15 protein-coding genes are annotated in these 21,134 nt (G+C 68.0%); 12 read left to right on the forward strand and 3 right to left on the reverse strand.

Annotation, left to right across the window (positions count from 1 at the left end):
• Both ACWCQM_RS05605 and ACWCQM_RS05610 read right to left on the reverse strand, forming a co-directional pair.
• Positions 1-1,239, reverse strand: a 1,239-nt coding sequence (locus ACWCQM_RS05605; RefSeq protein WP_450914050.1) for a trypsin-like serine protease, incomplete at its 3' end; no start/stop codon positions are given.
• A 197-nt stretch (positions 1,240-1,436) separates the two neighbouring features.
• The gene (locus tag ACWCQM_RS05610; RefSeq protein WP_450914051.1) at positions 1,437-1,937 is read right to left on the reverse strand and encodes a hypothetical protein; all 501 of its coding nucleotides are present in this window, start codon (positions 1,935-1,937) and stop codon (positions 1,437-1,439) included.
• 474 nt (positions 1,938-2,411) lie between these two features.
• Between ACWCQM_RS05610 and ACWCQM_RS05615 the strand changes: the two genes are divergently transcribed.
• From ACWCQM_RS05615 to ACWCQM_RS05650, 8 genes are all read left to right on the forward strand, one after another.
• A complete protein-coding gene (locus ACWCQM_RS05615) occupies positions 2,412-6,515 on the forward strand; it encodes a polymorphic toxin-type HINT domain-containing protein (protein ID WP_450914052.1) in 4,104 nt (1,367 codons plus the stop codon).
• Entirely contained in the window at positions 6,515-7,009 is a 495-nt protein-coding gene (locus ACWCQM_RS05620; protein WP_450914053.1) for an Imm1 family immunity protein, read from the forward strand. Before ACWCQM_RS05615 ends, ACWCQM_RS05620 begins: the two co-directional genes overlap by 1 nt.
• 404 nt (positions 7,010-7,413) lie before the next feature.
• Positions 7,414-7,734 carry a 50S ribosomal protein L21 gene (gene rplU / locus ACWCQM_RS05625; RefSeq protein WP_014045903.1) on the forward strand — a complete coding sequence of 107 codons (321 nt, stop codon included), beginning with the start codon at positions 7,414-7,416 and terminating at the stop codon, positions 7,732-7,734.
• Positions 7,735-7,748: 14 nt separating this feature from the next.
• A complete protein-coding gene (gene rpmA / locus ACWCQM_RS05630; RefSeq protein ID WP_014045902.1) occupies positions 7,749-8,006 on the forward strand; it encodes a 50S ribosomal protein L27 in 258 nt (85 codons plus the stop codon).
• A 141-nt stretch (positions 8,007-8,147) separates the two neighbouring features.
• Positions 8,148-9,584, forward strand: coding sequence for a GTPase ObgE (gene obgE / locus ACWCQM_RS05635; RefSeq protein ID WP_073746954.1), 1,437 nt, complete (start codon positions 8,148-8,150; stop codon positions 9,582-9,584).
• A 277-nt stretch (positions 9,585-9,861) separates the two neighbouring features.
• Positions 9,862-11,361, forward strand: a complete 1,500-nt coding sequence (locus ACWCQM_RS05640; RefSeq protein ID WP_450914054.1) for an SDR family NAD(P)-dependent oxidoreductase — start codon at positions 9,862-9,864, stop codon at positions 11,359-11,361.
• Positions 11,362-11,497: 136 nt separating this feature from the next.
• On the forward strand, positions 11,498-13,687 hold the full coding sequence (locus ACWCQM_RS05645) for a hypothetical protein (RefSeq protein ID WP_450914055.1): 2,190 nt from the start codon (positions 11,498-11,500) through the stop codon (positions 13,685-13,687).
• A gap of 254 nt (positions 13,688-13,941) precedes the next feature.
• Complete coding sequence (locus ACWCQM_RS05650; RefSeq protein ID WP_450914056.1) at positions 13,942-15,171, forward strand: glycosyltransferase family 2 protein; 1,230 nt, start codon at positions 13,942-13,944, stop codon at positions 15,169-15,171.
• Positions 15,172-15,204: 33 nt separating this feature from the next.
• Here the strand turns inward: ACWCQM_RS05650 and ACWCQM_RS05655 are convergent, their stop codons facing one another.
• Complete coding sequence (locus ACWCQM_RS05655; RefSeq protein WP_450914057.1) at positions 15,205-16,569, reverse strand: polysaccharide pyruvyl transferase family protein; 1,365 nt, start codon at positions 16,567-16,569, stop codon at positions 15,205-15,207.
• A gap of 356 nt (positions 16,570-16,925) precedes the next feature.
• Here ACWCQM_RS05655 and proB point away from each other — a divergent pair, with 356 nt between their 5' ends.
• The 4 genes from proB (at position 16,926) to ACWCQM_RS05675 (ending at position 20,850) form a co-directional block, all read left to right on the forward strand.
• Positions 16,926-18,044, forward strand: coding sequence for a glutamate 5-kinase (proB, locus tag ACWCQM_RS05660; RefSeq protein WP_073746964.1), 1,119 nt, complete (start codon positions 16,926-16,928; stop codon positions 18,042-18,044).
• 130 nt (positions 18,045-18,174) lie between these two features.
• Positions 18,175-18,660 (forward strand): hypothetical protein, encoded by a 486-nt coding sequence (locus ACWCQM_RS05665; RefSeq protein WP_450914058.1) that lies wholly within the window; start codon positions 18,175-18,177, stop codon positions 18,658-18,660.
• Positions 18,661-18,876: 216 nt separating this feature from the next.
• Positions 18,877-20,160, forward strand: a complete 1,284-nt coding sequence (locus ACWCQM_RS05670) for a glutamate-5-semialdehyde dehydrogenase (RefSeq protein WP_450914059.1) — start codon at positions 18,877-18,879, stop codon at positions 20,158-20,160.
• Positions 20,161-20,247: 87 nt separating this feature from the next.
• The gene (locus ACWCQM_RS05675; protein ID WP_450914060.1) at positions 20,248-20,850 is read left to right on the forward strand and encodes an SCO2584 family spore wall biosynthesis protein; all 603 of its coding nucleotides are present in this window, start codon (positions 20,248-20,250) and stop codon (positions 20,848-20,850) included.
• Positions 20,851-21,134 lie beyond the last annotated feature (284 nt).

Below are 21,134 nucleotides of genomic sequence, written 5' to 3' on the forward strand. Positions count from 1 at the left end.
GGTGCCGGTGCTGGTGAAGGTGAAGGCCAGGGAGATGGCCTTGCCGTCGGCGGCCTGGCCGCCGTTGTAGAAGACGGCGAGGTCGTCCTTGCCGTCCCCGTTGTAGTCGCCGGAGACCGGGCTGCTCTTCGTCCAGTCGAACGAGCCGGAGCTGGTCCACGTCTTCTTCGGCGCGCTGAAGCCGCTGCCTGTGCTGGTGAAGGTGAACAGCGTGGAGACGGCTCGTCCGTCCTCGGCCTTACCGGAGTTGTAGAGGACGGAGATGTCGTCCTTGCCGTCCCCGTTGTAGTCGCCGGCAGTCACCTTGCTCGCCGGCCCACTGAAGGAGCCGGTGCTGGCCCACACCTTCTTGGGGGCCTCGAGGCTCGTGCCGTCGCTGTAGAACGCGAAGAGGGAGGCGCGGTTCGAACCGTCCACGTCCGTGCCGTTGCCGTAGAACGCGGCCACGTCCTCCTTGCCGTCCCCGTTGAAGTCGCCGGAGGCGGCCTGCGGGGCCTGGGGCAGTCCGCGGACCTGCTTGACCCACTCGGTGATGTCATCCAGGCGAGTTTCGACGGCGCCGGAGCGGGTCTCGTCGGAACCGAGGCAGCCGGCCTGCCAGGAGGCGCTGTGCACGGCGACGAGTTCGGTCCTGCCGTCGATCACGCGCAGTGCGGGGCCACCGGCGTCGCCCTTGCAGATGCTGCCGCCGTCCCGGGCGATGGCGACGGTGGTGGCATCGGCCTGCGTCACGGTGAAGGCGCCGGCGTGCAGGCGGTCGGGCACCCAGGCGTCGGCGGTGCGGCCGTAACCCGCAGCCTGCAGAGTCTCGCCCGCGGTGGGTCCTGTGGCGGCGAGAACGGCGGGGGCGACGTCGGTGACCGGGGTGGCGAGCTTGGCCATGACCAGGTCGCGGTCCGCCCGGGGCACCAGCTCGGTGATCTCGACGACCTTGCCCCCGGTGCCGGTCAGGTCCGTACGGCCGATGGTCGCCGTGGCCTTCTCGGCCGGTGCGCCGGCGGCTATCGGGAAGGCGGGCTGCCCGGCGGCGGCGAAGCAACTGCTGGCGGTGAGGACGTACTGAGGGTCGACGAGCGATCCGGAGCAGGCGCGGCTGGTATCGCCTGCGCCGATCTGGATCTGAACGGCGAAGGCGTAGGTGCCGTCGGCGACCGCGTCACCGATGACGGCCTGGGCGGGGGAGGCGAGGGTGAGCGCGCCGGCTGCGGCTGTGGCTGCCAGCAGTGATACGGCCCGCATTCCACGGGACGGTATGAAGTGCACGTCTATTCCTTGGCAGGCTCAGGAGAAAATGTAGCCCGGTCCTTTGGCAGAACCGGAAATCTTGGTGTGTAGTCGCCCCACGCTGAGTGAACCGCTGAAGCGGTCGTGCCGAAATTCTCAGTGGGGTGTGCATTCCTGTATCCGACTTCAGCGCCTCATAGGCAGGAGCAGAGTCAGCCAGTCACCCGGAGTTCGATGACAGTGGTGGGTTCACCGTCGACAGTGCCGGCTTCGCCGTAACCGGTGAAGTCGTTGGCAGGCGCGTCAATGACTGTGGTGTCGCCGTCGTCTTCCCGGATGGTGTTTTTGACTGGTTCCGCAGAAGTCCAAATTCCATAAGCTTGGGGGATCTCAAGAGTGAGGAAGGCGGGCTTTGCGGTGACGTTGAAGCAGAACTGCTTCTGCCCTACGCGGCTCTCGATCATTATGTCTTCGGTTCCGTCGCATGCCGTCATCAGCATGTGGCCGTCGCCTCGTTTGAGGATGGCTCCGGTCTCAGCGGCAATCCTTTCCGCCTCCGGGTAGGAGAAGTCCTCGACTGCGTACGGCATGTCGCCTTCCGTTGGGGCCTCGGCCACGCTGCCGTTTGCGGCAGCAGTTGTGCCGAACACCAAAGCGGTGGCTGAGAAAACAGTGGCCAGGCCAAGGATCAAATTTTTGCGTACTTGGTTCATTACCATGGCGGGCCTTTCGGGGAATGGTCGGGACCGGCAAAACTGCGGTTCCGTCAGTTCAGAGGAAAGTGAACCACGTGCGTAAAGCGGCCCGTCAGTCGTTCAGGGTGATTAATGTCACCCAATTTTCACCTCCACGTGTACAACTATCTACTTCGATGCCGCAATTTCTGGTCCGGTAATAAGCTCAAAGCCGCGCGCAGATGCAGTATCTATCACAATAAGCCCTAACTGACTTATTTGCCGCCTTTCGTGCAATTATGTGGATCTTGGTGAATTCGCCCTGACGTCCTGACCTGCGAGGGGGCGGCGCAAAATCGCTGCATTGCCGACCGACGCGGGTCGAAAACGTGTACGATCAAGCGGCTTCGGTCGGACTTCAGTGTTGTCCTTCTGCGTTTACCGCAAACATGCATTGGTCTCGAGGGTGCCTTTTGGCTCCTGGAAGCCTGATCGGATGCTTTCAAATTCAACATGGATGAGGTCATCGGAATGAAACGGCGTAGACCTGCCCGAGCCTTTGGCTCTCTGGGCTTCAGCAGATCTGTGGTTCCGCGGCGATTGCTGGGGATATTGCTGTCCGCAGGGATCTTGTCGGGCCTGCTGGGGGCCCCAGCCGCAGTAGCCGCAGATGATCCGGCGGTTCCCGTCGGTGTGCGTGCTCAGATAGTCGGGTTCTGGGAGACCGGCGGAGCCGGTCTCAAGGCTGCGGCGGAAAAGGCGTTGCTCGGCAGCGATGCGGAGATTCAGAAGTTCCTGGCCGAGGCTGAGGCCATCCAATTCGACGACAATCGCATCGAGACCGCGCGTCTGGCGATGAGCGCGGGCCCAGGCCTGCGGCAGGCTGCCAAGGACGCCATGCTGTTGTCGCCGACCGAACTGGAGACGTTCCTTCTTTACGGCTTCGAGGAGCCGCTGGATGACGACCGCAAGGTCGATATCGCACGACTCGTTAATCTGGGCAACGCTGGAGTGCGGGCGCAGGGCAAAGCTGCGCTCCTCGGGACTGCTGAGGAGCGCGAACTTTTCCTCAGCACAGGCCAGTACGAAGCCCTGGAGGACGACAACCGCGTGGAGACCGCGCGGCTGGCCATGACCGGCGGCGCGAACGTGAGCGCGGCGGCCAAGGTCGCTCTGAAGGGCACCCCCGCAGACATTCAGGAGTTCCTGGAGGTCGGGCAGTTCACAGCCCGCAGCCGAGACCAGGAGCATCAGTCGATCGCGCAGCTGATCGACGAGGCCAAGAAGGCCGGCAAACAAGCCGAGGACGCCACCAAGCAGGCGGAAACAGCTTCCGCCAATGCGATCGCGGCATCCAAGCTGGCCAAGGAAGCCGCCGAGAAGGCAGCCGCGGAGACCGCAGCCGCCAAGGACGACTCCAAGAAAGCCGCCGTCAAAGCAAAGCAGGCCGCCGACGCCGCGCGAGCCGCAGCAGAGGCCGCCCAGGAAGCCATCGGTGCCGCGAACGCGGCTAGTAGTGCCGCACGACGCGCGGCACTCGCCGCAACCCAGACCGCCTCAGCGGCAGCCGCGGCCGGCGCAGCAGCAAACAAGGCTTACAAGGCGGCCATAGCCGCTGCGGGCGACAAGACCAAGGCGAGCGAGGCCTCGGCGGCCGCGAAGGAAGCGCGCGCAGCAGCAGCCGCCGTCGCAACGTCGGTCATCGCTGCCGAAGCCGCCGGACTGGCATCGGCCAACGCGGCAATCGCAGCGGGAGCGGCCAAGGGGGCCAACGCCAACGCGCGTGCAGCCGCCGATGCGGCTGATGAAGCGAACGGCTATGCGGACGAGGCAGGTCTGCACTCCAGCGAGGCTCGGCAGGCCGCAGCCGAAGCACGCCGCCATGCCGACGCAGCTGATCTTGCCGCCGACCGTTCCGCCGCCCTGGCCGAACGCGCCGCCACCGCCGCTTACGGTGCCCGCGACGCCGCCAAGAAAGCCGCCGAACACGCCAACAAGGCCGCGGACTACGCAGACGAGGCCGCCGCCCAAGCCGGAAACGCCGCCACGTACGCCGACGTGTCCAAGAAGAACGCGGATGCGGCCAGGACAGCGGCAACCGACGCTACGGCGGCAGTGACCCAAGCCAAGGAAATTTTCGCCCTGGCCCGCGAGACCGAGAACACCGACCTGCAGACCCGCACCGAGGCCGCCATCGAGCGCGCCCGGTCGATGAAGCTGGTCACAGAGGCTGGCATTTCCAGCGCCGCCGCCTCCCAGGTTGAGTCTCTGTCGCTCGACGACACCGCGACACAACTGGCCGCAGAAGCCGCACTCCCCGACGCGGACATCCCGGCCACCGCCGCCAAGGGCCGCAAGCTGGCCATACAGGCCATGGAACGGCTTGGCCCCTTCCACCAGGAAGCCGCAGCCCGCGCGCTGTCGGGAACAGACCAAGATGTTCTGGATTACCTGCGCACTCGCTGGAAGGAAGCCAACCACAGCGACGTCCGCCAGCGCGTCGTCATCCTGAGTACCCAGAGTCCTTACGCATCCGTTCGTACCGCTGCCACCACCGTTCTGGACGGCTCACCGCAACAGATCGAAGCGTTTTACGCCGCGGGTCAGTACGAAGTCGGCCTCGATGACATGAAGGTCGATGTCGCCCGGCTTGCCGAAACCGGCGGAATCAGCGTCAGCAGCAAAGCAAAAGCCGCACTTGCAGACGGCACCGGGAGAGGGCTGGCCGCCTTCCTGCAGATTGGCCAGTACGGCGAGCGCCTCACCGACGAGAAGGTCATCACAGCCCGCCTGGCTGAGACCGGAGGACCAGAGCTGAGCGCTGCCGCAAAGGTCGCGCTCGCCGGACCACCCGATCTGGTCCACGATTTTATCGCCCAGGGCCAGCACATGGCCCAGCGCAAGGACGATCTGGCCAACGTTCACCTCCACCAGGTCGGACGACTCCTGGCCGAGGGCGCCAAAATCGCGGCAGAAGCAAACGCGGACTCCTGGCGTGCCGCCCAGGCCGCCGCCCTGGCCAGGGAAGCTTCCGCTGAGGCAAATGCCGCCTCAGCCCAAGCACAGAACTCCGCGAAACTGGCCGAAGGATACGCAGCCGACGCAAAGGCGTCCGCCGACGCTGCGGACCGGAGTGCCGCAGCCGCAGCCGCATCGGCCGTCACCGCACGCAACGCCGCTGAACAGGCAGATGCGGACGCGAACGCCGCCGAAAGCTCCGCCTTCCAAGCCGAGTTCTCCGCCAACTACGCCCGGAACGCCGCTGCGGAGGCCAATCGCTCCAAGGAGGAGGCGCGCGCAGCGGCTACCGCCGCAGGCAAAAGCGCTGCCGAGGCAGAACTGGCGGCCCACGATGCCTGGCAGTCAGTACTCACCCTCGCCGAAAAGGAAATCAAAGAAGCCACCGAGCAGGCAGAGGCCGAACGCAGAGCGAACCGCGACGACGAACGCGAGCCCTTCTGTGTCGACTGGGCTATGGGCTACATCCCATACACCAACACCACGATCTGTACCGACTTCTTCAATCAGGTCAAGGATGTAGCCACAAATCCGGATACGTACAAGACCCTAGCCTGGGAGCTCTCGGGCCTTGCTGACATCAAGGCATGCATCGAGAACCCCGCTGCCCTCGACTGCACCATGGCTGTGGTCGGCCTCACTCCCTTGGGCAAACTCAAGCTCATTTCCAAAATCGGAAAGGGGGTTGAGGCCCTCCAGGACGCGCGTGCCGTTCGCCGCACAGTCGGTTGCCTGATCGGCGCCGCACACAGCTTCCCCGCCGGCACCAAGGTCCTCATGGCCGACGGCACCAGCCGTGCCATCGAAGAGATCCGCACGGGCGACCTCGTCACAGCGACGAACCCGGCGACCGATGAAACCGGGCCCCGGACCGTCACCCGAACCATCCACACACCTGACGACCGGGACTTCACCGACGTCACCCTCGCCGACGGCTCCACCCTCACTTCGACCAGCCACCACCCTTACTGGTCCGAGAACGACCAGAAGTGGAAGAACGCAAGCGCCCTCGAAGCCGGCGACACTCTGCGCACCCCGCAGAACAGCACGGCGGCCATAGCCGAAGTTCAAGACTGGCAAGGGCTGCAGGACGCCTACGACCTCACCGTCGACGACCTCCATACCTATTATGTCTCCACGGGCGCAACTCAGGTCCTCGTCCACAACACGGACGATGCCTGCCCTGCGTGGGTGGATCAAATCTTTGGGGAGATCAAGCATGAGCACCTTACTACTGGTGTCATTCGAGATGCCGATGGCCGACCGATTCCGAATCTTCCTGATCGTGTAGCCAGCCAAGACGATGAGACAGCAAAGGCGCTGACTTCCTATCTGCTGGAAATTGGATACGGTAGCCCAAATCAGAAATCCTTCCACGGAGCATCTCACGCGGAAACCAAGATCGCCTTCAAGATGGCACAGCAGGACGTAGAGAAGGCAACTGTCGTGATCAATAACAATGCGGGTGTATGTACCGGTAGGGATTCCTGTAGCGAGCTAGTAAAGGCAATACTGCCAAAGGATAGCGTGCTCACGGTGTATCACCCCGGATCGCGTGAACCTACAGTGATTATCGGCGAGGGACCTGAAAGGCCGTAATGATTTTCGAAGTCTGGATCGGTGGCGAGAGGAATCGAGTCTCCGATCAGTGCGAAGTGCGGAGACTCATCGAGCGAGCGTTGAGCGAACTGGAGTCGGAACGCGACGTGCCTATTGGATTTCACGCGGGTACGATTGCGTCGTTTCACGTCTTCGATGTTCCCGCTGGAAGCGAGCTTCCCAGGTTTGCCGACAACGCTCTCACCGTCGGAGTCAACCTCGCTACCGGGTATGGAGGATTTACCTGGTGGGGTGAGGAGGTTGTGGAGAACCCCGATCAGGAGCATTGGGTATCTCGAAACCCGAATCCGCCGAGCTTTGATCCTCGCGTGACAGCCGACCCTGGTTACCCTTTGTGGTACGACAAGAGAAACGTGATTCCCGTGGAAAAAGTCGCTGCAGTAATCGAAGAATTCTGCTTTAATAAAGGGAGGCGGCCATCGCTTGTCGAGTGGGAACCCGGCACAGTGAACGGCCAGCGCCTGGATTCGTGAGCCTTCTTCGCTCTCCGGCGGTTGAGTAGACGGCGTGGGGTGGGAATGGGCTCAGTCATTGGTCAGGTCGACACGGAGTAGCGCCATCCGGCTTGCACCGGAGAACCTGGCTGTTGCACTTGGTCCGCCCGCCTGTCGCCACCTGGACGACCGTGCAGCACTCGCGGCCCGCCCGGATGTAGTTTCGCGGGCGGGCGACCGGGGGCGACGGCCCGGTTTGACCCCCCGCACCCCGCCCCGTAACCTTGACCCTCGGCGTGTTTCTGTGCGCCTACCCCCTGAGCACATCCCTCCCGGTGATCCGTCCCCGGGGGAGGCCGCTCATCCTTCCGGACTGTCGTGGGCCCCGGCCCGCGCGGGCGGCTGGCATCAGGGGATCCGTTCCGAGTGAGAGAGAGATCCGCGTGTACGCCATCGTGCGCAGCGGTGGTCGCCAGCACAAGGTTGCTGTCGGCGACATCGTTGAGGTTGACAAGATTTCCACCGCCAAGGTTGGCGACACGGTCGAGCTCTCGACCCTGCTCGTTGTCGACGGCGACGCCGTGACCAGCGACCCGTGGGTGCTGGACGGCATCAAGGTCCAGGCCGAGGTCGTGGACCACCACAAGGGCGCGAAGATCGACATCCTTCGCTACAAGAACAAGACGGGTTACCGCCGTCGCCAGGGTCACCGCCAGCAGTACACGGCGATCAAGGTCACCGGTATCCCCGCGGCTGCGAAGTAAGGGACTGAGGAGACATGGCACACAAGAAGGGCGCATCGTCCACTCGGAACGGGCGCGATTCCAATGCTCAGCGGCTCGGCGTGAAGCGCTTCGGCGGTCAGGCCGTCAACGCCGGTGAGATCCTGGTCCGCCAGCGCGGCACCCACTTCCACCCGGGCACGGGCGTCGGCCGTGGCGGCGACGACACGCTGTTCGCGCTGACCGCCGGTGCGGTGGAGTTCGGTACGCACCGTGGCCGCAAGGTCGTGAACATCGTTCCCGTCGCTGCCTGATCCAGGCAACGGCCGAACGACACAGCACCTTCCGAGGGCGGATCCCAGCTTTCCCGGTAACCGGGGAAGCGGGTCCGCCCTCGGCGCGTTACGTCTAGAGACATTCCCGTATTTTTCCGCTGTACCAGGAGGCACCCACCCATGACCACCTTCGTGGACCGCGTCGAGCTGCATGCCGCCGCGGGTAACGGAGGCCACGGCGTGGCCTCCGTACACCGTGAGAAGTTCAAGCCGCTCGGCGGACCCGACGGGGGCAACGGCGGACGCGGCGGCGATGTGATCCTCGTCGTCGAGCAGTCCGTGACCACGCTGCTGGACTACCACCACCACCCCCACCGCAAGGCCACGAACGGCCAGCCCGGCGCCGGTGACAACCGCTCCGGCAAGGACGGCCAGGACCTCGTCCTGCCGGTCCCGGACGGCACCGTCGTCCTCGACAAGGCGGGCAACGTCCTCGCCGACCTCGTGGGTCAGGGCACCACCTTCATCGCGGGCCAGGGCGGCCGCGGCGGCCTCGGCAACGCCGCGCTGGCCTCCGCCCGCCGCAAGGCACCCGGCTTCGCCCTGCTCGGCGAGCCGGGGGAGAGCCGGGACATCGTCCTGGAGCTCAAGACCGTCGCCGACGTCGCGCTCGTCGGCTACCCGAGCGCGGGCAAGTCCTCGCTGATCTCCGTGCTCTCGGCGGCCAAGCCGAAGATCGCGGACTACCCGTTCACGACCCTCGTGCCCAACCTGGGCGTCGTCACCGCGGGCTCGACCGTCTACACCATCGCGGATGTCCCCGGCCTCATCCCGGGCGCCAGCCAGGGCAAGGGCCTCGGCCTGGAGTTCCTGCGGCACGTCGAGCGCTGCTCGGTCCTCGTGCACGTACTGGACACCGCGACGCTGGAGTCCGACCGCGACCCCGTCTCCGACCTGGACATGATCGAGGAGGAGCTGCGGCTCTACGGCGGCCTGGAGAACCGCCCGCGCATCGTCGCCCTCAACAAGGTCGACATCCCGGACGGCCAGGACCTCGCCGACATGATCCGCCCGGACCTGGAGGCACGCGGCTACCGCGTCTTCGAGGTGTCGGCCATCGCGCACAAGGGCCTCAACGACCTCTCGTACGCCCTGGCCGGGATCATCGCCGAGGCGCGTGCGACCAAGCCGAAGGAGGAGTCGACCCGGGTCGTCATCCGCCCGAAGGCCGTCGACGACGCAGGGTTCACCGTCACCCTGGAGGAGGATGGCATCTACCGCGTGCGCGGCGAGAAGCCCGAGCGCTGGATCCGCCAGACCGACTTCAACAACGACGAGGCCGTCGGCTACCTCGCCGACCGCCTCAACCGCCTCGGCGTCGAGGACGAGCTCCGCAAGGCGGGTGCCCAGGCCGGTGACGGCGTGGCCATCGGCCCCGAGGAGAACGCCGTCGTCTTCGACTGGGAGCCGACCATGGCGGCCGGCGCCGAGATGCTGGGCCGCCGCGGCGAGGACCACCGTCTGGAGGCCCCGCGCCCCGCGGCGCAGCGCCGCCGCGACCGCGAGTCCGAGCGGGACGACGCGCAGCGCGAGTACGACGAGTTCGACCCGTTCTAGCCGGTCCTGCCGGGCGCCCCCGCCGCGCGGGGGCGCCCGGATTCACAGCGAATTGCCAGGTAGCGGGCGTCGGGGCCGCCGTCGATGTGGGGATTGCGTAAGACTCTGTGGAGTCCGTCACTCCGCGTACGGGGGCCCGGGGGCGCAATCTGCCTGGCCAGGCGGTGAACTGCGGGTTTCCCCAGGGCAAGCGCCGGTAAACGTCCGCCTTGCGAGACGGTCACGGAGAGTGCGACCATCACACTGTTCCCCCCTGTCATCGCAAGGTAGGTCGTCTGTGTCTGTGCCGCATGAAGCCAAGCCCCGGACCACAGCTGTCGTGCTCGCCGGTGGAACCGGTCAGCGTGTGGGACTGGCGATCCCCAAGCAGCTGCTGAAGATCGCCGGTAAGGCAGTCATCGAGCACACGCTGAGCATCTTCGAGAACGCCGAGGACATCGACGATGTCATCGTGCTCATGGCGCCGGGCTTCGTGCCCGACGTCGAGAAGATCGTCGCCAAGGCCGGGCTGACCAAGGTCACCAAGATCATCGAAGGTGGCAACACCCGGAACGAGACCACAGAGCGCGCCATCGCCGCACTCGGTGAAGGGCTCGCGGAGGGCGAGGACCGCAACGTCCTCTTCCATGACGCGGTCCGCCCCCTCCTGTCACAGCGTGTCATCAAGGACTGCGTCGAGGCCCTCGGCCGCTACCAGGCGGTCGACGTCGCCATCCCGTCCGCCGACACGATCATCGTGACCCGTACGCACGGCGAGGACGGCGAGTTCATCACCGACGTCCCGGACCGCTCCCGGCTGCGCCGCGGCCAGACCCCGCAGGCGTTCAAGCTGTCCACGATCCGCAAGGCGTACGAGGTCGCGGCCGGCGACCCGAACTTCCAGGCCACCGACGACTGTTCGGTTGTCCTGCGGTACCTCCCCGACGTACCGATCTACGTGGTCGCGGGCGACGAGTACAACATGAAGGTGACGCAGCCGGTCGACGTCTTCATCACCGACAAGCTCTTCCAGCTGGCCTCCACCGCCGCCCCCCGCCAGGCCGACGAGGCCGCCTACCGCGAGCTGCTCTCGGGCAAGACCCTGGTCGTCTTCGGCGGTTCGTACGGCATCGGCGCGGACATCGCGGCGCTGGCGGAGCAGTACGGCGCCAGCGTGTACGCGCTGGGACGCTCCACCACCGGTACGCACGTGGAGAACCCGGAGCACATCGACGACGCGCTCTCCAAGGCGTACGCCGAGACCGGGCGCATCGACTACGTGATCAACACCGCGGGCGTCCTGCGCATCGGCAAGCTGGCCGAGACGGACAACACGACGATCCAGGAAGCACTGAACGTCAACTACCTGGCGCCCGTGCAGATCGCCCGCGCCTCGTACAAGTACCTCGCGGAGACCCAGGGCCAGCTGCTGCTCTACACCTCCAGCAGCTACACCCGGGGCCGTGCCGAGTACAGCCTCTACTCCTCCACCAAGGCCGCCATGGTGAACCTCACCCAGGCGCTGGCCGACGAGTGGGCGGGCGAGGGCGTCAGGGTGAACTGCGTGAACCCGGAGCGCACCGCGACCCCCATGCGCACCAAGGCGTTCGGCCAGGAGCCGGAGGGCTCGCTGCTCTCCTCCGAGGCCGTGGCGCGCACCTCGCTGGACGTCCTGCTGTCGGCGATGACGGGCCACGTCATCGACGTACGGCAGCAGGACCCGACCCGTGACGTCACCGAGGCGTCGGGATTCGAGCAGGCGCTGGCATCGGTGCTGGACCGTCAGGAAGATGTGTAATAATTCTTGACAAATGTACTTTTACGGGCCTCTGCGATCACTTTTCGGTGATTGCAGAGGCCCGAGTGCGTGAAGCCGCACCTTCACATTTCCCTCTATACGTGAAACAACCGGCACCCCCTGGAGCAGGTCCTTCGTGATTTCGACAGCCATCCGCCTGGCCCGTGTGGGCAGTCGGTCAGAACTGGCGGCAGCAGTACTGATGATGCTGGGCTACCCCTGCGTCATGATCGCCGCGCTTCTTCCCGATATCTGGTTCTTCGCGGCGGCCACGGCTGTCACGTACGTCACGGACTGGTACCTGCACCAGCGCGGCAGTTACCTGATCAACAGGCTCGGCAAGGTGCGGGCCGGACTGTCCATCCGCTTCCTGCTCCGCCAGCTGATGATCATCCTGCTGCTGGCCCGGCTGGACCTCGCCGAGGAGCCGCTGTTCTACGCGGCGGTCGCCTGCTTCCTCGTCTTCTACGGTCTCCAGGCCCCGCACGGCGCTCTCACGACGCTGATCCGGCTCCGCCGCAGCCTGCCGATCGTCACCCGGAACGTGGACCTGCACGCCGTCCGCATCCCCGACGCCCCGCCGCGTGCGCTGCTGCACCGCTCCAGCGAGAAGATGCTCCACCTCGACCTCCCCGCGGTGGCGGGCGTCCTGATCGCCGCCGGCACGGGTGAGGACCTCGTCGGCTACATCGGTGCCGGTGTGACGGTGCTGCTGGCCGTCGCCTTCAACGCCCTGCTGATGCCGTACCTGCGCCGCAGCCGCCGGGCGCCGTCGGCCCCCGCCGTGCTGAAGGCCCTGGACACCTGGCTGGGGGAGTACCAGCCGACCGTCGTGCTCTACTTCTCCGGCTCCAACGAGTCCGCCTACCAGTGCAACATGTGGCTGGACACGATGGCGGCCGTCGAGGGGCGCCCGCTGATCGTCATGCGTGAGCGCAACCTCGTGTCGCAGCTCGCGGACACCTCCGTGCCGGTGGTCTGCGTGCCCGCGGGCACCCACCTGATGAACCTGAACCTCTCCACCGTCCGCGTGTGTCTGTATCCGGCCAACGTCGGCAAGAACATCCACATGCTGCGCGTCCCGACCATGAAGCACGTCTTCATCGGCCACGGCGACAGCGACAAGCTGGCCAGCGTCAACCCGTACTCCAAGGTCTACGACGAGGTCTGGACGGCGGGCCGCGCGGGCCGCGACCGCTACGCCCTGGCCGACGTCGGCATCCGCGACGAGGACATCGTCGAGGTCGGACGGCCGCAGCTGGCGCCGATCGAGAGCTGGACCGGCACCACGAAGAACCCCATCCCGACGGTGCTGTACGCCCCCACCTGGGAGGGCTGGGACGACAACCCGGGCAACACCTCGCTGCTGCTGGCCGGCGAGAACATCGTCCGCCGCCTGCTGGAGGCGGACAGCCCGGTCCGGGTCATCTACAAGCCGCACCCGTTCACCGGCATCCGCAGCGCGAAGGCCAAGGCCGTCAACGCCCGGATCAAGGCGCTGGTCGCCAAGGCCGCGCAGGACCGTGCCACCGACCCGCGCTGGGTGAAGGAGGCCTCGGCCGCCGCCGCGGGGCAGCGCGCCGCCACGGCCGAACTGGCACGTATCGAGGCCCGTCTGGCCGAGCTGGCCCAGCCCGGCCGCGCCGGGGGCGACGAGTCGGAGGAGTCGCGTGTCGCGCTCGCCGACCCGGCCCGCCAGACCGAGATCGCCACCCTGCGGGCCGAGTGGAACGACGCCTACTGGCAGTCCTTCGGCTGGTGGGAGCACAGGACGGTGACCGGCTCGCAGCCGAAGCTGTACGACTGCTTCAACCAGTCCGACGCCATGGTCTCGGACATCTCCAGTGTGGTCTCCGACTTCATCGCGAGCGGCAAGCCGTACGCGGTCACGGACTCCGCGGAGTTCGGCGCGGAGGAGTTCAAGCGCCAGAACACCGCTGTGCGGGCGGCCGTCATCCTCTCCAACGACGCGGCGGAGATCGACGACCTGCTGCGTGCCGTCGCCGACCCCGCGGGGGACCCGCTGGCCGAGGCGCGTCACGAGCTGAAGACCTATCTGCTCGGCCCGGACGAGCCGACGTCCATGGAGCAGTTCAACGCTGCCGTACTGGCGCTCGCGGCCAAGGCCGAGGCCCGCAACGCGGGCGTCGCCCAGCGCGTCGGCGGTCAGCAGCCCGCCCCGCTGCCCGACCCCGAGGCCGCGTCCAGCGGTGTCGGCGACGGGGCGGCCGAGGTCGTCGCCGAGGCCGAGGCGGCGGTCGATCCCGACATGCCGTCCCCGGACGCCGACGCGGAGATCAACGCCGGCCCCTCGGCGCTCCGCTGACCTGGAGGTCTCCGGCCGGCCGCCGGCACGACGCGGACGGCCCGCCGGAAGGCCGACGGCAGGTGTAATCCAGCCGTCATCCAGATGTTCGAAACGCGTCCGATTCGCGGCGCAACCTACTCAACGGCCCGTCCGTCTTCCTCGTGGGGAGGGGGAACGTACGGGCCGTTCGGTGTGTCCGTGCATGGAACACGCATGAATCGTCGTTCCATCGTTTCTCCTGATAAATGCGTGAACGCGTGAACCGGGGAGAGATGAGCAACAGCGCACCAGACGTGACCGTCATCATCGGCGCCTACGAGGCGATGCCGTATCTGATCCGCTGCCTGGAGTCGGTCGAGGCGCAGACGCTTCCCGCCGGGCGCATCGAGATCGTGGCGGTCGACGACGGGTCGACCGACGGCACGGGGGAGTACCTGGAGGAGTTCGCGGCCCGGACGGCCATCGACATGCGCGTCGTCCGCCAGAAGAACTCCGGCGGGCCCAGCGGCCCGCGCAACGTCGGTCTCGGGCTCGCCCGCGGCCGGTACGTCTTCTTCCTCGACGCGGACGACTACTTCGGCGAGGAAGCCCTGGAGCGGATGGTCGCGATGGGCGACCGGGCCGGCACGGACGTGGTGCTCGGGAAGGTCGTCGGCGTCAACCGCGGCGCCGCGAAGTCGATGTGGAAGGAGACGGTCGAGCGGGCCGACCTCTACTCCTCCAACATCAAGTTCACCCTGAGCGCCCAGAAGCTGTTCCGGCGCGAGCTGCTCGTGCGGCTCGGGATGACCTTCGACGAGGACCTGAGGACGGGTGAGGACGCGCTCTTCACCATGGAGGCGTACCTGCGGGGCAACGGCGTCTCCGTCGTGGCCGACTACACCTGCTACTACCTGGTGGGCCGGGACGACGGCAAGCACGTGACGAAGAGCGGCAGTTACCTGCTCCGCTTCGACTCGGCACGCGCGCTCACGGGCCTCATCGCCGCCCATGTCCCGCCGGGGCCGAAGCGGGACGCCCTGATGGTCCGGCCCATGGTCATCACGCTGCTCCCGCAGTTCGGGACCGCCCTGCTGCGCCAGTCCGACGAGGTACGGAAGAAGAAGATGGAGCTGGCGGCGCCGCTGCTGGAGGCCTACTGGTCAGCCGGTCTGGCGCGGCGCCTCAAGGTCCACGAGCGGCTGCGGCTGATCTGCATCCGCGAGGGGCGGCTCGACCTGCTCCTGGACATCCTGCGGTTCATGAAGGACGACAAGAAGCCCCGCCAGGTCCGCAAGGGGCTCCGGGGGCGGCTGTATCTGGTCTACCCCCACTTCGGGGAGGGCAAGGTGCTGCCCCTGGCGGCGTACGAGCTCACCGTCACCGAGTGGATCGGCCGGAAGCGGGTCGAGGTGCCGGGGCGTCAGTCCACCGCGGTCTTCCTGCGGCGGCTGGCGGGCAAGGCGCGCAGGACGGCCAGGTCGGCCGGACTGCACATGCCGCGCAGAGCCCACCGGGTCTGAGGCGGGCTCCGCGCGACGGCGGACGTGGGGTCCCTACTGCTCGGGGCGGAGCAGCCTGCGCACCGGCCGCCCCACCACCCGACGTGCGCGACGATAGGCCGACGGCAGTGCGGTCGGCGTCTCGCCGCCCGTCTGCACCTTGATGCTGACCGGGCTGTTGCGCTTCTCGAGCTGGCCGCGCAGCAGGGCGTTCTGCTCGGCGAGCTCCTCCATGCGGCTGCGCATGAAGCTGAAGCGGCTGCTGAGCGAATCGGGGTCGCTCTCGGTCCAGGGGCGGACGGCCGGCGGAAGAGCGAGCTTGGACAGCTGGGCTTCGAAGGCCTTGCCGCTGTCGCCGTGGTGGAAGGTGTTCTCCAGCCCGTTCTTCTCCATGAAGCCGGTGAAGCGGAGGAACCGCTCCTTGTGGCCGTTCACCAGATCACCGAAGTCGGCCGCCTCGTACAGCTCGGCCGGGTCGATGTTCTTCGGCGTCTCGGAGATCTTGCGGTGCGGGATGCCGAAGTACCGGCAGAGCTCCAGGGTCCGGGAGTCGCTGCAGAGCACGGTGCTCGGGACACCGGCCAGCAGAGCCGCGATGTTCCCGTGGATGCGGGAGCCGAACGAGAAGTCGTACGCGCGTAGCTCCTCGATCCAGGTGGCCGGGTCGATGTAGAGCCCGACCTTGCCCTCGCGGTACATCGGGTGGGACGGATGGGTCGGCATCGAGGTCTGCGCGCCGAGCGGGTTCGGGGTCTCCCGCCAGTGCAGCAGCTGCGCCTCGAGGAGGTTCTGCCCGACGAACCGAAGATTCGGGTAGCGCTCGTGGGCCTGCCGGATGATGGCGTCGAGGCCGTGCGAGCGTACGGCGCTGTGCGAGCCGTTCACCGAGATCATGGAGTCCGTGCCGAGCGACTCGGACTTCTTCTCGAGTGTGAACGTCTCGCCGTTCATGAACATGGAGGGGCAGCCGATGACCTCGACGTCCCGGAAGCCCATGTTCTTGAGGTACTGCTCGGTGAACTCGCCCCGCACGCCGATGGACGCGCTGCGGTTGAGCACCTCTGTGACGAACGCCCGGACCGTCGGCTCCATCGGCTTCAGCCGTGACGCGTCGTACTTCAGGTCCGCCTGCGCGCCCACACCAAGCACGACGACGGGGATGCGCAGCTTCTTGATCAGCTGCGTCATCCGCTTCAGGGGCCGCTCGAACGTCGGGCGGAACGCGTTCGCGAGGGGCACGACGAAGACGTCGTACTCCTCGTTTATGCGACCCGCCGCCGCCGGATCCGTCCGGATGCCGTTGGAGAAGACCGCTGCCCGCGGGGTCGTGAGGATCTTGTGCGAGGCATCACTGAAGATCAGGTTGCCGGCGTTGGTGGCAAAGACGTCTCTGTGGAGGGACTCTTCGAGCGAAGCCACATCGAAGGGGCTTTTGCCCGATCTGAGCAAAATGCGTCTCTGGCGGGTCGGTTCATCTGTCACATGCACGAGGGTAGCCCGATGAATGGCGAGTGGAGATTACGTAAATGACTCCATTCGGGGGCATGTCGGAACGTGACGTGGGCCGGTCCATGCGTCAGGTGGTCCAGCTGCCGACAGCAGCTGAGACGGCACGGTGCGGACCCGGGCGCTCGCGTAGATTGAGAAGACCGAGCAGAACGACGTGATGGGGACGGGCGTACGTGTCAGGGGCAAGGGATTCCGAAGGCGCGGCAGGGGACTTCGAAGGTGCGCTCAGCACACCCTCGCGGGACGGCTCCGGCGACAGGCCAGGCGTGACCGAGGCCCGCAGGATCGTCGTCAAGGTCGGCTCCTCCTCGCTCACCACCGCGGCGGGCGGCCTCGACGCCGATCGGGTGGACGCCCTCGTCGACGCGCTCGCCAAGGTCCGCAGCGGAGGGGAGCGCGAGATCGTCCTCGTCTCCAGCGGCGCCATCGCGGCGGGCCTCGCCCCGCTCGGACTCGTCCGCAGGCCCAAGGACCTCGCCCGTCAGCAGGCCGCCGCCAGCGTCGGACAGGGACTGCTCGTCGCCCGCTACACCGCGTCCTTCGCGCGCTACGGCGTGCGGGTCGGCCAGGTGCTCCTCACCTCGGACGACACCAGCCGCCGCGCGCACTACCGCAACGCCTACAGCACGCTCGACCAGCTCCTGGAGATGGGAGCGTTCCCCGTCGTCAACGAGAACGACACGGTGGCCACGGACGAGATCCGCTTCGGCGACAACGACCGGCTCGCCGCGCTCGTCGCCCACCTCGTCCACGCCGACCTGCTCGTCCTCCTCTCCGACGTCGACGGCCTCTACGACGGCGACCCGAGCACGCCCGGCACCTCACGCATCGCGGAGGTGAGCGGCCCCGCCGACCTGGAGGGCGTCGTCATCGGCAGCGCGGGCAAGGCGGGCGTCGGCACGGGGGGCATGGTCACCAAGGTCGAGGCCGCCCGGATCGCCACCGCCGCCGGCATCCCGGTGGTCCTCACGTCGGCGAGCCATGTCGCCGACGCGCTCGCGGGGCGCGACACCGGCACGTACTTCCACCGCACGGGACGCCGCTCGGCCGACCGGCTGCTCTGGCTGGCCCACGCCTCGACCCCGCAGGGCGCGCTCACCCTCGACGAAGGGGCCGTGCGCGCCGTCGTCGAGCGGCGCACCTCACTGCTGCCCGCCGGCATCAGCGCGGTCGAGGGCGAGTTCTCCGCCGGGGACCCGGTCGAACTGCGGGACCCGGCCGGCCGGGCCGTCGCCCGCGGGCTGGTCAACTTCGACGCCAAGGAGATCCCCCAGCTGCTCGGCAGGTCCACGCGCGACCTGGCGCGCGAACTCGGCCCCGCCTACGAGCGCGAGGTCGTACACAGGGACGATCTCGTCGTTCTCACGCCCCATCCGGCCTCCTGAAACGGCTGAAAGTCCAGCCTTCGGGCGGAGACCTTCACGAAAACCGCCCCACACCCGGCCCCGGGCTGGTCAACTTTGTCGCAGGGACACAAAGGGGTCAGCACAGCTACACATTCACAGGAGGCCGCCGGTGAGACGAGCGCGCCCGGGGGCGCTGCCCCGCGGAACGGGCAGCCGCGCCCTGACCAGTGTCGGAGCGGGGGCCGATTTCGTCGGTACGCCCGCCGACCAGACCCTTGAGCAGGAAGCGGTGGTGGCGGAGGAGGAAGGCACCCGCTCCAGGCTGTGGCACATCACCCTCAGCGTCTCCGGCACCGAGACACCGCTGAAGGAGGTCAGACGCGGGCTCGAACAGCTGGCGCACGATCACCCCTTCCTTCTGACCAGCAGGTATGCCAACGACCACGCGGAGATCCGCTACTGGGAAGAGGCCCGGGACCTCCACGACGCCGCGGCGGTGGCGCTCCGGCTCTGGGGCGAGCACCGCTCCAGCGCGAAACTCCCGCCCTGGGAGATCGTCGGCCTGGAGGTCATCGACCGGGAGACGTACCACCTCCGCATCGCCGAGGGCTACGGCCCGCCGCCGGCGGCCCCGGTCGGGGTGCACCCGTACTGACGCCTGCCGGCGGCGGGCGCCGCCGGGCCGGTTTCCCCCGTGTCCCGTCCGGTTGCTTGGTCACGTCCTGCCGGGGCGCGTTCACGCGTGCGGGCGGAGTGCGTCCCGCACACGAGGGGCGTGCGCGCCCGGCCCCGGTGCGCGGGCGCGGGAATGCCCGTCTCGCATCACGGGATACGTGACGGATGCCCGCAGAGTGCGCATTACCCTGCGGGCATGACCACGCTCTCGCCGTACGACAACATGTCCCCGGTCGCCCAGGCGGCCTACCGGGCACGCGCCGCCGCCGACGACATCGCGCCACTCCCGCGTGCGGCGAAGGACGACGCCCTGCTGGCCATCGCGGACGCGCTCGAGGTGCGTACCAGCGAGATCGTCGAGGCCAACGCGGAGGACGTCACGCGTGCCAGGGAGGCAGGCACGAGCGAGTCCGTCGTCGACCGGCTCACGCTCACCCCGGAGCGGGTCCGCGCGATCGCCGCGGACGCCCGCGACGTGGCGGCCCTGCCCGACCCGGTCGGCGAGGTGGTCCGCGGCTCGACCCTCCCCAACGGCATCGACCTGCGCCAGGTCCGTGTACCGCTCGGCGTCGTCGGCATCATCTACGAGGCCCGGCCCAACGTGACCGTCGACGCCGCCGCCCTCTGCCTGAAGTCGGGCAACGCGGTGCTGCTGCGCGGATCGTCCTCCGCGTACGCCTCGAACTCGGCCCTCGTGCGGGTGATCCGCGACGCGGTCGGCGGGTCCGGCCTCCCGGCCGACGCCGTGCAGCTCGTACCGGGCGAGAACCGCGACTCGGTCCGCGAGCTCATGCGCGCCCGCGGGCTGGTCGACGTGCTGATCCCGCGCGGCGGGGCCTCCCTGATCCGCACGGTGGTCGAGGAGTCCACGGTCCCCGTGATCGAGACCGGCACGGGCAACTGCCATGTGTACGTCGACGCGCGCACCGACATCGACATGGCCGTCGGCATCCTGGTCAACTCCAAGGCGCAGCGCCCGAGCGTCTGCAACTCGGCCGAGACCCTCCTGGTCCACAAGGACATCGCGGCGGAGTTCCTGCCGCGCGCCCTGGACGCGCTGGCCGACGCCGGGGTGACGGTGCACGGCGACGAGCGGGTGCTCGGGTACGCCGAGGGGTCGAAGGCCACCGTGGTGGCGGCGACGGCGGAGGACTGGGAGACCGAGTACCTCTCGTACGACATCGCGGCCGCCGTCGTGGAATCCCTGGAGGCGGCCGTGGCACACATCCGGCTCTGGTCCTCCGGCCACACCGAGGCGATCGTCACCACCTCGCAGGCCGCGGCCCGCCGGTTCACCCAACTGGTCGATTCCACCACCGTCGCCGTGAACGCGTCCACGCGCTTCACCGACGGCGGCCAGTTCGGATTCGGCGCCGAGATCGGCATCTCCACCCAGAAGCTGCACGCCCGGGGTCCGATGGGGCTGCCGGAGCTGACGTCCACGAAGTACATCGTCACGGGCGACGGCCACATCCGTTAGCCGCGTCCCGCGGCCGGAGGACCCGGCGGGCCGGGCGAATTCGCGGGCTCTCTGCCCAAATCGCCCCGCCGGGGCTACGCTGAAGCTGTGCCGGACGACGTGGGGGGCAGGCCGTTCCCGGACGGCTGGGAGCCCGACGACGACCGCGGGGGCGCGGACGAGGACTTCGCCTCCGTGGTGTTCGACGAGGACTTCGTGCGGTCCGCCGAGATCCACGAACCGACCGCGGTCGAGCGTCTCCTCGCCGCCGCGCAGGCCCGCGCCGAAGCCGAGGCCGGCCGCGCGCGCTCGGGCGGCGGCCCCATCGACGACGACCTCTACGACGAGGGCTACGGCCCGGACGGCGTGTACGGCCGCGAGAGGGCCTTGGGTGAGTCCTTCGACCCTGATGACCCCGACGGCTTCTACGGGGACGACAGCGGCCCCTACGGGCGCCACGGCGGTTCCCTGCGCCCCTACCGGGGCTCCGCGCGATGGCACCGCCCGGTGGCCTGGCTGCTCGCCCTGCTGATGGGGATTGGGATGGTGGCGCTGGCCTTCAGCGCCGTCTACCGCGGTGCGGCCGCCGGCAAGCAGGAGCAGCAGGTCCCGCCTCCGGTGACGAGCGGCGTCGACAAGCCGGGCGCGGCTCCCTCCGCCTCGGCCGACTACTCCCGCCCGGCGGTCTCCGCGGTGCCCCGCACCCCATGAGCCGCTGAGCGCACGCGGCGGAGAGCCGTACCTCGGGCGCGCCCAGGATTCCGTCAGCCCGCCCTGAGGGACCCTCTCCCTCGGCCGGGCCGGCACGCAGCCCCAGGGGCAAGCCGGCTCCGGGCCGGTACGCAGTCCCGGGGCAAGCGCTCTGGGCGAGCACCGTCCGGGCCGTTACCAGCCCCGGGTCGGCACCCCTCCCGGGTGGCACCCTCAGGGCCGGCACGCGTCCTGGGCGGGCACGCGTCCTCTGGGCGGGCACCCTCGGGGCGCGCACCCGCCGG

The sequence above is a fragment of the Streptomyces sp. NPDC002125 genome, assembly GCF_053593715.1.